The following is a 14,005-nucleotide window of genomic DNA, read 5'->3' as shown; positions in this document are numbered from 1 at the left end:
GGTCGGCGGTGGTGGTGCGGACGGGCTCAGCGCGGTGCCAGCTCCCAGAGGCAGGAGTCCAGCGGCACATTGGGCGATACCAGGGGTCCGGTCTTCCCGACGATGTCGAGGCCGGCGGCGGCGGCCAGATCGGCCCACTCCCGGTCGGTGCGGACCCGCCCGCCGAGGAACACCAGCATGCGCATGTCCAGCACGCTGAAGTACAGGTCGGACGTCCGCGTCCCGCCGGACGGTGCCTCCGCCCGCTCCAGCAGGACGATCCGCCCACCGGGGCGCAGGGCGTCACGGCAGCGCCCCAGGATCCGCAGCGCGTCCGGATCGGACCAGTTGAGGAGGGTGAACGACAGCACCACGACATCGGCGGTCACCGGCAGTTCGTCGAAGAAGTCACCGCCGACGACGTCGATACGTTCGTCCATCCCGTTCGCCGCGATGCGTTCGCGCGTCCGCGCCGCCGCCCCCGGCAGGTCGAGCAGGGTGCCGTGCGCCTCGGGCGCGGCCCGCAGGATCGCAGTGAGCAGGCCGCCGGGGGCGCCGCCGACGTCGAGGACATGCCGGGCCCGGGTCCAGTCGTAGGCGGCGACGGGGGCGGCGAAGGCCGTGTCCTCCCGGGTGGTCATCAGGGCGTCGAAGGAGGCACCGAGGCCGTCGTCCTCGGACAGATCGGTCCAGAACGGTTTGCCGTAGCGGGCCTCGTACTGCGGCCGCCCGGTACGGACCGCCTCCCGCAGACCGAGGAAGGTCAGATCCGCGCGGCCGACCGCCTGGTCCAGGTCCAGCCAGGAGCGCTGGCGCGACGGATGGTCGTCGGCGAGCAGGTCCCCGAGGCCGGTCGGAGCGTAGTGGCCGGGTTCCGGCTCCTCCAGGACTCCGGCCGCGGCCAGGTGCCGCATCAGGCGGGCCAGCGCGTCGGCGTCCGCTCCGGTGGCATCGGCGAGCGCGTCGGCGCTGGTGGCGCCCGCCCGCAGATGGTCGACGAGCCGCAGGGTCGCCGCGACCCTCAGCGCCATCGGGGTGACCAGGTTCGACATCCGGACCAGGGCGTCGACGTGCTGCCGGTCCCCGCCCGCTCCCGCTCCGGCTGTTCCGGCTGTTCCGGCTGTTCCGGCGTCCGTACCGCTCATGACGCGGCGCCCGCGACGTCCGTGCCGAGCGCGTGCGCGCTCAGGTGGTCGACGGCGTCGGCGTAGGTGAAGGGCTGCATGAACCAGCCCGCGCGGACATCGCGGTAGTGCCGGGACAGGGGGTGGTTGGCGGTGAACGAGGCCCCGCCGACCAGGGTCATACAGTCCTCGACGATGCTCGCCGCCGTGCGGTTGACGATGAGCTTCGCGTACTGGAAGGGGGCCATCATCAGCCGCCCGCGCTCGTCGGGGTCGTCCGTCGCCCGGTACGCGTAGTGGTCGGCGTTGGCCAGTGCCGCCGCGAGGGCGGTACGCAGCGTGTAGAGCTTCACGTCGAGTTCGGCGATCAGGGTGCGGACCGCGGCGGCGGGCTCGCCGCGGCGCCGGGCGGTGCCCGCGACGGTGAAGTCGCGGGCCGCCTGGGCGATACCCGCGTACACACCGAGCAGTCCGATGGAGCTGACGGTCTGGCCCGCCATCGCGGCGTCGCTGCGGACGCCGACCGGTCCCCGCAGGAAGACGTCGGCCGCCGGGACGGGACAGTCCTGGAAGAGGACCTCGGTACTGGCGGAGGCCCGCATGCCCATGCCGTTCCAGTTGTCCGGCGCCTTCAGGCCGAGGGAGTCGGCGGGCAGGAAGGCGGACGCCGTCAGCGGGGGGCCGGAGGTGGGGCGGGTCTGCGCGGCGACGACGAAGTGCGTGGCGTACGGGGCCATGCTGACCAGGATCTTCCGTCCCGTCAGCCGCCAGCCGCCGTCGGCCGCCGGGACCAGTTCGGTGGTGCCGCCCGCATCCTTCAGGGCGCCGCTGATCAGGGCCTTCTCGGTACCCATCAGCCGGAGCAGCCGTTCGGCGAGGGGGCGCCCGGTGTCGGTGCCGTGCTCACGCTCGTACGACATGGTGATCCCGCGGCTGAACTGCATGTGCAGCGACAGCGCGACGGACGCGTCGGCCTCCGCGATCCGTTTCACTGCGAGGCATACGTCGTGGACGCTGCTCACGCCCAGTCCGCCGAATTCGACGGGCACGGTCGCGGCGAGTACACCGTCGGCGCCCAGGCTCCGGACGAGGTCGAGGGGGAAGGTGCCGTTGCGGTCGTGCTCACCGGCGCCGGACGCCATGCCCGGCAGATGTCTGCCCAGTATCTCCAGCAGGGTGCGGCCCTCGGGGGTGACGGGCTCGGTGAGGCCTCCCGCCAGGGCCCCGCCCGTACTGCCGGCCTGTTCCGTCATGGCTGTTCCGTCCTTCCCGTCCGGACGACGTCCGCGGGGCGCGCCGCCTCCAGATATCGGTCGATGGCGGTCCGGTGGTAGCCCGGCCCGAATCCCAGCCGGTCTACCTCGGGAACCAGCCGCCGCAGTTTCCGTACCGAGGGGCAGTGTTCGATGCTGTCGTCGGAGACCTGCCAGCGGGCCGAGACCCCGAGGCGCCGTTCGAGGTGCCGTACGACGGTGGCCACCTCCACGCAGTCCCCGGAGGCGAGGTTCACGGTCTCGTCGCACACACCGGTACGGAGCAGTGCGTCGACGACGGTGACGAAGTCCGCCACGTGGAGCATGTCCCGGCGGGCCCCGCGCTGGACCCGCACCCGGCCGGCCAGCACCTGGGCGACGAGCGCGGTGAGGAGGCGGAACGCGGGTTCGTCCGGGCCCAGCACATAGCCGAGCCGCAGGATGAGATGGCGGACCCCGGAGGCCTTGATCGTCCGTTCGAGGTCCAGCTTGTGCTGGCCGTAGCGGGTGGAGGCGGCCGGTGGGCCGTCCTCGTCGCCCGGTCCGCCGGGGCCGCCGTACATGCTGACGGTGGAGAAGAACACGAGCATCCGGTCCTGCCCCAGGCAGTGCCGGATCGTGTCGTCGACGAGAGCGGTCTCACGGCGGTGTTCGGCGTCGGGCAGCGGATGCGTGGGCACGCCCGCGGCCAGCACGGTGGCCCCGGGGTGCTCGGCCGAGAGCGGTGCGAGGTGTCGTGCGAGGAACCCGTTCCCGATGATCTCCATCTGACAAGGCAGTCCTTCGGCTCGCTGGGGGCACCGACCTTCGCAGCCGGGTGTCGAAGGACGCTCGAAAGTGCCCGGACGGCTGGGCGAGGCCCGGTCGGAAGGCCGCTTCAACCAGGCTCCGCGCGCCTTCAAGGACCCGGGTGGAGGGTGGGCTTCACCGACCTCATCCTTCTGGTGACGCGAGGAGTTCCCATGCGCGTTCTGTTCGTCAGCTCCCCCGGGCTGGGGCATATCTTCCCCACCGTGCCCCTGGCGCACGCGCTGACCGCATCGGGTCACGAGGTGCTCTACGCCCAGGGCGGGGACGTCGGCTCGGTGGCCGCCGCGGGCGTCAACGTCGTCGATGTGACCCCCGGGCTCGACTATGCGACGGTGTTCCGGCCCGAGGAGATCGACTTCAGCGTCGACGGCGGCGACGAGTTCGTCTCCGCGCTCTTCGCGAAGGTCTCGGGCGTCACCGTCGACCGGGTGCTGGAGGTGGCCCGGAGCTGGTCCCCCGATCTGATCGTCCACTCGCCGCTGCAGGGTGCCGGGCCGCTGGCGGCGGGGGCGCTCGGAGTGCCCGCGGTATCCGTGGTCACCGGGCCGGCCGACAGCGCGCCGCGCATCGACGGTCTGCTGCGCGACCATATGAAGGAGCACTATCTGCGGCACGGCGTCGCGCCGGAGCCGGCGCCCGGTATCCGGCTCAACTCGATGCCGCGGAGCCTGCTGGAGCTGCTTCCGGAGCAGGTGCGCGGGGCCGACGACGTACCGGTGCGCTATGTGCCGTACAACGGCAACGGCGAACTGCCCGGCTGGCTGCTGGAGCCGCCGCGGCGGCCGCGGATAGCGGTCACGCTGGGTTCCATCGCGGGCCTGTGGGGCGGGCTTGCCGTGCTGGCGCCGCTGGTCGCCGCGGCGGCGGACACGGATGCCGAGTTCGTCGTCACCCTGGGCGGCGGCGACCCGTCGCTCCTGGGGGAACTGCCGCCCAATGTGACGACGGTGGACTGGCTTCCCCTGGCGCCGCTGCTGGCGGTCTGCGGCGGGCTGATCCACCACGGCGGGTCGGGCACCACGGCGGTGGCGATGGCCCTCGGGGTGCCGCAGTGCGTGATGCCGCTCAGCCCCGACCAGAAGGACAACGAGCGGGCGGTCGTCGAGCGGGGCATCGCGGTCGGGGCGGCGGCCGAGACCGTCGGCACGGCGGAGTTCCGGGCCCTGCTGGAGGACGACGGAATGCGCCGGGCCGCGGCCGAGGTCCGCGACGAGACGGCGGCGATGCCGTCTCCCGCCGCGCTGGTCGGGCGGCTGGAGGCCCTCGTGTGAACGACAGGGCCCGGGGCCGGCGGCCCGGGAGCCGGGCCGGACCGCCCGCGGGTCAGCGGCCCGGGGGCCGGACGGACAGCGCGTGGCGGAACACGTTCCCGGGATCCCACCGCGCCTTGACCCGCTGGAGCCGCGGATAGTTGTCCCGGTAGTAGAAGGCGTGCCACGGCACCCCGGAGGTGTTCCAGCGGGGATCGGCCAGATCGGCGTCCGGGTAGTTGATGTAGGCGCCGCCGTGGGCAGCGCCGGGCACGGGGACACCGCCGGTGTCCGCGTACACGTCCCGGTACAGTTCGCGCACCCAGGCCAGTTGCGCGTCGCCGGACACGCCGGGCCACCACGAGGTTTCGTACGTGGCGCTGAACAGGCAGTCGCGGTGCGGGATCGCGGTGGCGGACGCCGGGACCGTGTTGATCCTGCCGCCGAGGGTGGAGAGATAGACGGCCGACGCCTGGTGCTCGTCGCCGCCCCGGTTCAGATGGCGGTGGAGGGTACGGATCTGGGTCTCCGTCCAGGCCGTGCGCAGCAGCCCGGCCTTGGACTTGAAGGGGTAGCGGCCGCCTGCGTACGGGTCGGCGGTCAGCGTGGACTTCATCCACAGCGCGGTGGATTCCTCGGTCTCGTGGCGTACGCCGGTGTCCGCGGTGATTGCGGCCGCGTACTCGCCGAGGAGCTTCCCGCCGTCCGGCAGGGAGCCGTCCACGCTGGCCACGAGGGTGAACCGGCCCGCCGCCCGGTGGTTGAGGACGAACCAGCTGCTGAGCGGCGCGTACCGGGAGCCGGGGCCGGACTCCCTCTCGTGCCAGCTGCCGTGGTTGCGCAGGATCCGTACGAACGCGGACTCGGTCATGTCCGCCCACGACCAGCCGATGGTGGTGGAACGTATCGTCGCCGGGGGCCGGGGCAGCAGGGTGGTGGGATCGGCGCCGCGCGCGCCGGGTGAACGCATCAGATAGCGGGTGACGATGCCGAAGTTTCCGCCGCCCCCGCCGGTGTGGGCCCACCAAAGGTCGTGGTGGGGGTCGGCGGGGTCACGGGTGGCCCGCACCAGACGCGCCCGCCCGTCCCGCCCGGCGACGACCACCTCGACGCCGTACAGATGGTCCGCGACGAAGCCGTACCGGCGGGAGAGCCCGCCGTAGCCGCCGCCCGCGAAATGGCCGCCCGCGCCGACGCCGGGGCAGGCGCCCGCCGGTACGGTGACGCCCCAGCCCAGATAGAGGCTGCGGTACACATCACCGAGCGTCGCGCCGGACTCGACGGCGAAGGCGCGGTGCGCCGGGTCGTAGCGGACGGACTTCATCTCGGAGACGTCGACGACGAGCTGTACGGCGGGGTCGTCGACGAAGTCCTCGAAGCAGTGTCCTCCGCTGCGGACGGCGATGCGTCTGCCCGTCCGCAGTGCCTCGTCCACCGCTTCGACCACATGGTCGGCGCGGTGGACGATGCGGATGGACTCCGGACGTCCGGAGAAGCGGCCGTTGTAGCCTCTGGCGTTCAGTTCGGCGTAGCGCGGATCGTCCGGCCGGATGTCCTTGGCCGGGGGCACCGGAAGGCAGTCACCGGCCCCGGTCTCCGCCGCCGTACCGGCACGGGTCTCCGCCGCCACCGCCGTACCGGCACCGCTCAGTGCCACGGCACCGCCCGCCGCGGCGCCGCTCGCCAGGAATCCACGGCGCGAGAAATCCTTCACTGCCACTCCCCCGTCTTCTTGTCTTTTTGTCGGTGATCCCGGTGATCCCGGTGCGTCCGGTGCGTCCGGGGCCGTCAGTTCTGTACGGGCTCCGGCCCGGCGCCGTGCCGGGCCGCCGCCAGCTCTTCGAGTACCGGTACGACAGCGCCGGGGGCGGGCAGCTCCCTCGACTCCCGGCGCAGTGCGGCGGCGGCGTCGGCGAAGGAGCGTTCCTCCAGCAGCCGCCGGAGCATGCCGCGCAGCATCCCGGCGTCGGCCCGTTCCGGCTCCGCGACCCGGAGCCCGGCTCCGCGCTCCTCCAGCAGGCGCGCCTTGTGGTCGGTGTCCCACACCCCGTCGGGCAGGATCAGCTGGGGCACCCCGCAGCTCAGGGCGGTGTTGAAGGTGCCCGCGCCGCCGTGGTGGATCACCGCGGAGCAGCTGGGCAGCAGCGTCTCCAGCGGGACGAAGTCCACGACGCGGACGTTGTCGGGTATCTCGGTGACGGAGGCGAGCTGGGCCTTGTTCAGGGTGGCCACCACCTCGGCGTCCACTCCGGCGACGGCCGCGAACACCTCGTCGAGCGGCACCCGGTCGGCGCCGAGCAGTTCGCGGTGCGAGACGCCGAGGGTCAGGCAGATCCGCCTGCGGGTCTGCGGTTCGCGAAGCCAGGCGGGGAGGACGGAGCTGCCGTTGTGGGTCACCATCCGCATCGGTATGCGGTCCACCCCGACCGGGAACCGCAGGGACGGCGGCAGCGGGTCGACGGTGCGCTGCCCGACGACGAGATCCTCGCCGAACTCCCCGCCGTACTGCCGCATGGTCCAGCCCAGCCACTCCTCCATGGGGTCCTCCCGGCGGCCCGGGGGCAGCCGGCGGACCGCTTCGAGGTAGGGCTCCCGCATCCGGCCGATGAGGTCCAGTCCGAAGAGGAGCCGGACATGGGCGGCGCCGCTGGCCCGGGCCGCGACGGGCCCGGCGAAGGTGAGCGGGTCCCAGACGACCAGGTCCGGCTGCCACCAGCGGGCGTGGCGGACCAGTTCGTCGACCATCGCCGGGGCGGAGTACTGCTGGAAGACGTGCGTGGTCATGGCGGTGAAGATGCCGTGCATGTACTCGTAGGACAGCTTCTCCGGGCGGATCTCGGTCATGTCCGTCCAGTATTCGAAGCGTTCGGCGACGGCGCGGTAGTCGTCCGCGCCGCCCGCCTCGTCCCATCCCCCGGGGTCCTGGGACGCGTGGTCGGCGCTCCCGTCGGACCCGTCGGACGCTTCGTTCGTTTCATTCGCTTCGTACGATTCGAGCTGTGCCATCAGGTCGAGCGCGGCACCGGCCGTGACGGCGGTCAGGCCGGTGCCCGTGATGTCGGCGGCGAGGTCCGGCTGGCCCGCCATCTGGACCTCGTGACCGGCTGCCCGAAGCGCCCACGCCAGCGTGACCTGCGCGAACAGATGGGACTTCGCGGTGTGTGTGGTGAACAGGACCCTCATCGGGCACCCTTCTTCTGCTGGCGTTCTGCCGGCGTTCTGCCGGCGTTCTGCGGCGTGGTCGGGACCGGGAGCGCGGGTCCGTCACACCACTCGGACGTCCGGGACGTAGAGGATCCACTTGCCGCCGGAGTCCCGGAACTGCTGTTCCTTGGCGATGATCTCCTCGGCGTGGTTCCAGGCGAAGAGCACGGCGTAGTCGGGGAAGGGGTTCTCGAACTCCCCGCGCGAACGCACCGGTATATGCGAGCCCGGTGTCAGCCGCCCCTGCTTGTTGGGGGTGGTGTCGGAGATGAACGAGACCAGGTCGGGCCCGATACCGCAGTAGTTGGCCACGGTGGCGCTCTTGGCCGTGGCCCCGTACCCGACGACCGTACGGCCGTCGGCCCGCAGCGTGCGGAGCAGGGAGACCAGCTCGTCCCGGGCGCGCTCCACCCGGCCGACGAACCCCTGGAGGTTCGCGAGCTCCGAGAGACCGCGCTCCCGCTCCCGGCTCAGCAGCTCCGCAACCGCGGGGGCGGGTGTGCGCCGCCCCGCGCGGGCGATGGTGTAGCGGACCTCGCCGCCGTGCACGGGCAGCCGCTCCACGTCGACCAGTTCGAAGCCGAACCGCTCGGCCATGGCGCTCACGGAGGACACGGAGAAGAAGTAGTAGTGCTCGTCGTAGATCTGGTCGAAGGCCGCGAGGTCGACGATGTCGGCGAGGTACGGGTCCTCGAAGACGAACACTCCGTCCGGCGCGAGCAGAGCGTCGACTCCCTTGAAGATGGAGTCCAGGTAGGGGATGTGGCAGATCGTGTTGGCGGCGAAGATGACCTGCGCATGCCCTTCGGCTTTGCGGATGTCGGTCGCCGTCGACTCCTGGAAGAACTCGGTGATGACGCGGATGCCCTGGCGGTGCGCCAGGTCGGCGACGCTCTGCGACGGTTCGACGCCCAGGTGCCGGACCCCGGCCTCGGCCACGGTGCGGAGCATGACGCCGTCGTTGCAGCCCAGCTCGACCAGGAAGGAGTCCTTCCCGTCGAGTTCGGTCTCCAGGAAGTGCTGCGCGGTCGCCTCGAAGTGCCTGCGCATCACGGAGGACCCGGACGACAGATACGGGTAGTGGGAGTTGAACATCAGATGGCGCGGCACTTCCTCGGTGAGCTGGACCATGGTGCAGTCACCGCACACACCGACGGCCAGCCGGAAGAAGAACTCGTCACCGAGGTACTCGGGATCCAGGAGTCCGCTGGAGAGCGGCTGCTGGCCGAAGTCCATGAACTCGTGCAGCCGACCGCGGCAGATCCGACAACTCAGCATGGTGGAAGCCCTCTCCTCGAAGTGATGTGCGGTGCGGCGATCGTCTTGGTGTACGGCTGCGGCCGACGGGCTCACAGGCCTCCCGGCCAGTCGTCGTCACCGCGCAGCAGGGCCCTGGCCAGGCTCTGGTAGAAGGCCACGACACCGGGTTCCTTGGGGCTCAGATGGCCGCGGCCCGCGAAGCGCGACCCGACCCCCCGCTGGACGGCTTCGAGGCCGTCCCGGTCCTCGCGGTTGATCATGCCCGCGTACGATTCGGCCTGGCGGCGCATCTCGTCGAGGTCGCCGCCTTCCAGCGCGGCACGGGGTACGAGGATCCCGCCGCGGACCAGCGTCCGGTCGATCGTCTGCGGGATCAGACTGAGCCAGATGATCATTTCGCCCGCCGCGGCCAGGCTCGCCCCGGGGAAGACGAAGAACCCGTACATATGGGCCTTCTCCTCGGCGGTCAGCGGCAGGGCGTAGGTCTCCACCGGCTGGGCGAAGGGGATCAGCAGCCGCAGGGCCCACGGGGAGTCGACCCGTACGTCCGTATCGGACCCGCCGGGCGTCGACGGCTGGAGGGTCTCCGGGTGGAAGCCCATCACGTGGTAGTTCTCGTGGGCGTTCTCGACGGCGACCTTCCAGTTGCAGGCCCACTCCTCGCTCCAGGACCCGAGCTGCGCCATGTCGTCGAGCCGGTAGTTCGTGAGATCCGCCGAGATCCGGGCCAGCTGGGGGGTGAGGGGGGCGGCGGTCGCGTCGAGGTTCACGTACACGAAGCCGTGCCACTCCTCCACCGCGAAGGCGGGCAGCCGGCAGCGCGCGGGGTCGAAGTCGGGGTTCTTGCGCATATGGGTGGCGCCGATGAGCCGGCCGTCGAGTCCGTACCGCCACAGGTGGTACCGGCAGGTGAAGGATTCGGCGGTGCCGGCGGTGCCGGGTTCGACGAGCGGCATCATCCGGTGCCGGCAGATCGGTGACAGGCCGTGCAGCACCCCGTCCGCATCGCGGGTGACGACCACCTGCTCGCCCGCGACGTCGACCGACACATAGCTGTTCGGTTCGGCGAGGTCGTCGCGGTGGGCGATGAGCACCCAGGAGCGGCCGAAGACGCGGGTGCGTTCGAGTTCGTACAGCTCGGGCGAGGTGAACGCCCGCGGCGGCAGGCTGAGCTGGGGCGCCAGGTCCAGATAGCGGCGCAGCTCGGCCAGGAGCGCGGCGGTCTCACCGGACGGCGGCCCGGCACCCTCACCACCGCTGCCGCCGCCGGACGCACCGCCGGGACCGCCGCGCGCCGCGCCCGGGTGCTTCTCGCCGGTGGTCCTGCCTGTGCTCACCTCTGTGCTCACGGAGGGACTCCAACCTGTGCCGCGGTTGCCTGGTCCCCCGACCGTGGCAAAGCGGAGTCGAACCCCGCTCGACAGCACACCCGGCCGCCCCCGCGGGCCCGGGCGCCCCGTACGTCCAGCGGGTCTCCGGCGTTCTTCTAGCAGACCGCCCGACGATCGGTGCTTCCGGACCCCCGTCCCTGCCGGGCGCGTATCGAATGAGGTCGCCGTGTACGGAGCCGAACTCGCCGAGATCTACGAACTGATCCACCGAGGCCGCGGCAAGGACTATCTGCAGGAGGCGGCCGAGGTCGAGCGGCAGGTGAGAAAGCGCAGGCCGGAGGCGGCCTCCCTGCTCGACGTGGCCTGCGGCACCGGAGCGCATCTGCGCTGCTTCGACGAGCTGTTCGACGAGGTGGCCGGTCTGGAACTGTCCGAGCCGATGGCCCGCTTCGCGCAGGCCGCGCTGCCTCATGTCCCCGTACACGTGGGCGATATGCGGGACTTCGAACTCGGCCGCACCTATGACGTCATCACCTGCATGTTCGGCTCCATCGGCTATCTGCTCGACGAGTCGGCGCTGGTCGGCGCGGTGCGCCGGTTCGCACGGCATCTGCGTCCCGGCGGGGTGCTGGCCGTCGACCCGTGGTGGTTCCCCGAGACGTACCGGCACGGCCATGTCGCTGGGGGCACGGTGACCGTCGGGGAGCGGACCGTTTCGCGGGTCTCCCATTCGGTACGGGAGGGGGCGGCGTCCCGGATGCAGGTGCACTATCTGGTGGCCGACGGTGCGTCGGGGGTCCGGCACTTCCATGAGACGCACCTGATCGGCCTGTTCTCCCGGGCGCAGTACGAGGCCGCTTTCACGGCCGCCGGTTTCGGCGTCGACTACATCCCCGTCGAGCCCGCAGGCCGCGGCCTCTTCGTCGGTGTCAGGTCCGCCGGCTGACCGGCGGACCAGCGGACCAGCGGACCAGCGGACCAGCGGACCAGCGGACCGAACGGGACCGAGGGGACGGGGTCGGGGACGGGAAGGGCGGCGGTTTCAGGGCTGCCGGGTCAGTTGTTCGTTGGCCTCGTCGAGGAATTCGTTCAGCGTCCGGATCCGGGTCTCCGCGTCCGGCATGCCGATCGCGTACTTCCGCTCGACATGGCTGATCGCCTCCAGCAGGGCGAGCGAATCGTAGCCGAGGGCCGCCAGCTCCCTGTCCCCGACGTCGTCGCTCTGCAGATCGGCTCCCTCCGCCTCGCCGGCGCACTGCCGGAAGATCTCGACCAGGTCCGGCAGGGTGAGTTCACTCATCGCACACACCTCTCAGCTCGTGGGGGATGAAAACGCTCGTCGGCGAACGGTGGGGCGCGGGGGCGCGGGTCAATCCCGCGCCTCCCACATATCGCGCAGGGAGTCGCGCAGACCGATGGCGGGGCGCCAGCCCAGCACCCGTTCCGCACGGCGGATGTCGGCCTTCGTCCAGCCGCCGCCTTTGCTCTCCACCGGCCCGCCGGTCTCCTTGATGGTTTCGGGCGGGAATCCGGCGACGTCGACGAGGGTCGTCACCAGGTCCCGCATCGTCGGTGCCTCACCGCGCCCGATGTTGAACACGGCACCGGAGTCCGCCCCGTCCGCGGCCCGCAGGACCGCCGAGGCGACGTCGCGCACGTCGATGTAGTCGCGGGCGGCGTCCGCGATCATCAGCTCCAGCCGCTCCCCCGGCGCCACCGCGCGCAGCCGCTGCAGCACGGCGCCCAGGAAGCTCGCCCCCGACGGGTAGGGCCCGCAGACGTTGACGGCGCGCAGCACGACTCCGTCGACGTCCCCGGCGCGGGCCGCCTCCAGCACGGCCTGCGAGCCGGCGAGTTTCGTCCGGGCGTACGGGGTGCTCGGATCGGTCGCCAGCGTTTCGTCGATGGCGGTGCCGGGCGGTACGAAACCGTACTCGTGGATACTGCCGATATGGACGACGCGTGGCCGGGTGGGCAGTGCCGCGACCGCGGCGAGCATCCGGTCCACCAGCCGCACATGGGCGTGGTGCATCGCCTCCTCGGTGACCGCCCAGCCGCCCGTGGCGTTGACCACCAGCTCCACCTTCCGCGCGGCGAGGAGCGCGGCGGTCTCCGCCGGGTCCGCCGCCGCCACGTCCAGCGGGACGAAGGGGTGGTGGGCGGCGTGCGGCGCGGGGTGCCGGGCCACGCCGAGGACCTCGTGTCCCGCGCGCGAGAACACCGCGCTCACCTGTCGTCCGATGCCGCCGGTCGCGCCCAGTACGGCGACCGTTCCTGACCGGCTCGTATCACTCGGGGTCATGACGCCGTCCCTCTCTCGCTGCCCTCGACCGCCCCGCCTCTTCCGGCTGCGGGGTCACGGCTGCCGGTCGTCCCGCGTGACCCGGCGCTCACGCACCTTCAGTTCGCCGTCCACCCGGACCAGCACGTCGTCGCAGACGCACATCAGATGGAGCCGGGGGCTGCCGCCGCGGGGCGTGGCGATGATCTGCGCGTACGAGCGGACGCTCAGTTCGCCGTCCGCGCCGTGCTCGACCGCCACCATGCTCAGCAGATGCCGGTGCACCTCGCCGGCCTCGGTCAGCGCAGCAGCGGCCTTGTTGACCCCTTCGGCCAGGGCGTCGCGGCCCACGACGGGCTCCGGCAGCGAGGGCGGCGCGAACGAGCCGTCCTCGGTGAAGGTCAGCGCCCAGCCCTCGCCGTCCCCGGCATCCAGCAGATGCATGTGGCGGGCGTAGAACTGTTGCACTTCGGCATAGACGGACTCGACCGACGACGAGATCCCCGTGGTCACTGCCATCGCGTCCTCCTCAGGCTGGTCCCGTTCGGGTCCGAACAGGGGGTACCTGCGAACGATTCCCGACAGCGTTCGCCATCGGCTCGAACGCGACGCGCGGGAACCGAGCGAAGTTTGAGCGTTTCTCCGTTCGCACCGAGCACGATCTGCTCCGTCGGCGCAGGCGGTACGCATCAGCAGTGGGAGGTCCCTGTGCGGTTGATCGACCTGTCATCGGCGGTGGACGCCACTTCTTACGAACCCGATCCCGTCGTCCACGAGGTGCTGTCGCCCCGGGAGGGGGCGGAGCACATGAGCGCGGAGATGCGGACGCACTTCGGGATCGACTTCGACCCGGACGAACTGCCGGACGGGGAGTTCCTGTCGCTCGACCGGCTGACCCTGACCTCGCACACCGGCACGCATGTCGACGCGCCCTCGCACTACGGCTCCCGGGCCGGGTACGGCGACGGCGTACCGAAGCACATCGACCGGATGCCGCTGGAGTGGTTCTGCAATCCGGGCATCGTGCTCGACCTCACCGACGCGCCGACCGGTGCCGTCGGCCCGGAGCGGCTGGAGAAGGAGTTCGGGCGGATCGGCCGCACCCCGGCGCCGCTGGACATCGTCCTGCTGAACACCGGCGCCTCGGCGCGGGCGGGCACCCCGGAGTACTTCACCGAGTTCGCCGGGCTGGACGGGCCGGCCGTGGAACTGCTGCTGGATCTGGGGGTGCGGGTGATCGGGACGGACGCGTTCAGCCTGGACGCCCCGTTCACCGACATCATCGACCGCTACCGGCGCACGGGTGACCGTTCGGTGCTGTGGCCCGCCCACTTCACCGGCCGCGACCGGGAGTACTGCCAGGTCGAACGCCTGGCGAACCTCGATGCCCTGCCCGCGCCGTACGGGTTCACCGTCGTGTGCTTCCCCGTGAAGATCGCGGGCGCGGGCGCGGGCTGGACCAGGGCGGTCGCCATGGTCGACGAGTGACCGGGCGCCCTTCGACCGACCTCGA

13 protein-coding genes are annotated in these 14,005 nt (G+C 71.6%); 3 read left to right on the top strand and 10 right to left on the bottom strand.

Annotated elements, in window-relative coordinates; translation table 11 throughout:
• Window positions 1–26: 26 nt before the first annotated feature.
• From B7R87_RS21750 to B7R87_RS21740, 3 genes are read right to left on the bottom strand one after another with little or no spacing between them, the layout of a single operon-like run.
• Window positions 27–1,124 carry a methyltransferase gene (locus tag B7R87_RS21750; protein ID WP_006346913.1) on the bottom strand — a complete coding sequence of 366 codons (1,098 nt, stop codon included), beginning with the start codon at window positions 1,122–1,124 and terminating at the stop codon, window positions 27–29.
• Window positions 1,121–2,356 (bottom strand): acyl-CoA dehydrogenase family protein, encoded by a 1,236-nt coding sequence (locus B7R87_RS21745; RefSeq protein ID WP_006346914.1) that lies wholly within the window; start codon window positions 2,354–2,356, stop codon window positions 1,121–1,123. Before B7R87_RS21745 ends, B7R87_RS21750 begins: the two co-directional genes overlap by 4 nt.
• Window positions 2,353–3,123, bottom strand: a complete 771-nt coding sequence (locus B7R87_RS21740) for an NAD-dependent epimerase/dehydratase family protein (protein ID WP_006346915.1) — start codon at window positions 3,121–3,123, stop codon at window positions 2,353–2,355. Before B7R87_RS21740 ends, B7R87_RS21745 begins: the two co-directional genes overlap by 4 nt.
• A gap of 195 nt (window positions 3,124–3,318) precedes the next feature.
• On the opposite strand from B7R87_RS21740, the gene B7R87_RS21735 reads away from it, so the two are divergent.
• On the top strand, window positions 3,319–4,437 hold the full coding sequence (locus B7R87_RS21735; protein ID WP_130584864.1) for a nucleotide disphospho-sugar-binding domain-containing protein: 1,119 nt from the start codon (window positions 3,319–3,321) through the stop codon (window positions 4,435–4,437).
• A 52-nt stretch (window positions 4,438–4,489) separates the two neighbouring features.
• Here the strand turns inward: B7R87_RS21735 and B7R87_RS21730 are convergent, their stop codons facing one another.
• The 4 genes from B7R87_RS21730 to B7R87_RS21715 form a co-directional block, all read right to left on the bottom strand.
• Window positions 4,490–6,130 (bottom strand): FAD-binding oxidoreductase, encoded by a 1,641-nt coding sequence (locus B7R87_RS21730; protein WP_006346917.1) that lies wholly within the window; start codon window positions 6,128–6,130, stop codon window positions 4,490–4,492.
• Between the two features lie 74 nt (window positions 6,131–6,204).
• Window positions 6,205–7,599: an activator-dependent family glycosyltransferase gene (locus B7R87_RS21725; RefSeq protein WP_006346918.1), complete on the bottom strand. Its 1,395-nt coding sequence runs from the start codon at window positions 7,597–7,599 to the stop codon at window positions 6,205–6,207.
• Between the two features lie 81 nt (window positions 7,600–7,680).
• Complete coding sequence (locus B7R87_RS21720) at window positions 7,681–8,898, bottom strand: class I SAM-dependent methyltransferase (protein WP_040914555.1); 1,218 nt, start codon at window positions 8,896–8,898, stop codon at window positions 7,681–7,683.
• 71 nt (window positions 8,899–8,969) lie between these two features.
• Window positions 8,970–10,229 (bottom strand): aromatic ring-hydroxylating oxygenase subunit alpha, encoded by a 1,260-nt coding sequence (locus tag B7R87_RS21715; protein ID WP_198965077.1) that lies wholly within the window; start codon window positions 10,227–10,229, stop codon window positions 8,970–8,972.
• 208 nt (window positions 10,230–10,437) lie between these two features.
• Here B7R87_RS21715 and B7R87_RS21710 point away from each other — a divergent pair, with 208 nt between their 5' ends.
• Window positions 10,438–11,157: a class I SAM-dependent methyltransferase gene (locus B7R87_RS21710; RefSeq protein WP_006346921.1), complete on the top strand. Its 720-nt coding sequence runs from the start codon at window positions 10,438–10,440 to the stop codon at window positions 11,155–11,157.
• 96 nt (window positions 11,158–11,253) lie between these two features.
• Here B7R87_RS21710 and B7R87_RS21705 read toward each other — a convergent pair whose 3' ends face one another.
• From B7R87_RS21705 to B7R87_RS21695, 3 genes are all read right to left on the bottom strand, one after another.
• Window positions 11,254–11,511, bottom strand: coding sequence for an acyl carrier protein (locus tag B7R87_RS21705; RefSeq protein WP_006346922.1), 258 nt, complete (start codon window positions 11,509–11,511; stop codon window positions 11,254–11,256).
• A gap of 69 nt (window positions 11,512–11,580) precedes the next feature.
• Complete coding sequence (locus B7R87_RS21700; RefSeq protein WP_006346923.1) at window positions 11,581–12,513, bottom strand: NAD-dependent epimerase/dehydratase family protein; 933 nt, start codon at window positions 12,511–12,513, stop codon at window positions 11,581–11,583.
• A gap of 54 nt (window positions 12,514–12,567) precedes the next feature.
• On the bottom strand, window positions 12,568–13,011 hold the full coding sequence (locus B7R87_RS21695; protein WP_040914556.1) for a nuclear transport factor 2 family protein: 444 nt from the start codon (window positions 13,009–13,011) through the stop codon (window positions 12,568–12,570).
• 189 nt (window positions 13,012–13,200) lie between these two features.
• Here B7R87_RS21695 and B7R87_RS21690 point away from each other — a divergent pair, with 189 nt between their 5' ends.
• Window positions 13,201–13,980 (top strand): cyclase family protein, encoded by a 780-nt coding sequence (locus B7R87_RS21690; protein WP_040914557.1) that lies wholly within the window; start codon window positions 13,201–13,203, stop codon window positions 13,978–13,980.
• Window positions 13,981–14,005 lie beyond the last annotated feature (25 nt).

It is taken from the genome of Streptomyces tsukubensis (assembly GCF_003932715.1).
Classification (GTDB): Bacteria; Actinomycetota; Actinomycetes; order Streptomycetales; family Streptomycetaceae; genus Streptomyces; species Streptomyces tsukubensis.
This window is presented reverse-complemented; position numbering and strand designations above follow the sequence as displayed.

Excerpts from the sequence above, each read along its gene's own strand:
- B7R87_RS21725 (WP_006346918.1), bottom strand. The coding sequence starts at position 7,599 with ATGAGGGTCCTGTTCACCACACACACCGCGAAGTCCCATCTGTTCGCG.
- B7R87_RS21705 (WP_006346922.1), bottom strand. The coding sequence starts at position 11,511 with ATGAGTGAACTCACCCTGCCGGACCTGGTCGAGATCTTCCGGCAGTGC.
- B7R87_RS21735 (WP_130584864.1), top strand. The coding sequence starts at position 3,319 with ATGCGCGTTCTGTTCGTCAGCTCCCCCGGGCTGGGGCATATCTTCCCC.
- B7R87_RS21740 (WP_006346915.1), bottom strand. The coding sequence starts at position 3,123 with ATGGAGATCATCGGGAACGGGTTCCTCGCACGACACCTCGCACCGCTC.
- B7R87_RS21745 (WP_006346914.1), bottom strand. The coding sequence starts at position 2,356 with ATGACGGAACAGGCCGGCAGTACGGGCGGGGCCCTGGCGGGAGGCCTC.
- B7R87_RS21720 (WP_040914555.1), bottom strand. The coding sequence starts at position 8,898 with ATGCTGAGTTGTCGGATCTGCCGCGGTCGGCTGCACGAGTTCATGGAC.
- B7R87_RS21750 (WP_006346913.1), bottom strand. The coding sequence starts at position 1,124 with ATGAGCGGTACGGACGCCGGAACAGCCGGAACAGCCGGAACAGCCGGA.
- B7R87_RS21695 (WP_040914556.1), bottom strand. The coding sequence starts at position 13,011 with ATGGCAGTGACCACGGGGATCTCGTCGTCGGTCGAGTCCGTCTATGCC.
- B7R87_RS21700 (WP_006346923.1), bottom strand. The coding sequence starts at position 12,513 with ATGACCCCGAGTGATACGAGCCGGTCAGGAACGGTCGCCGTACTGGGC.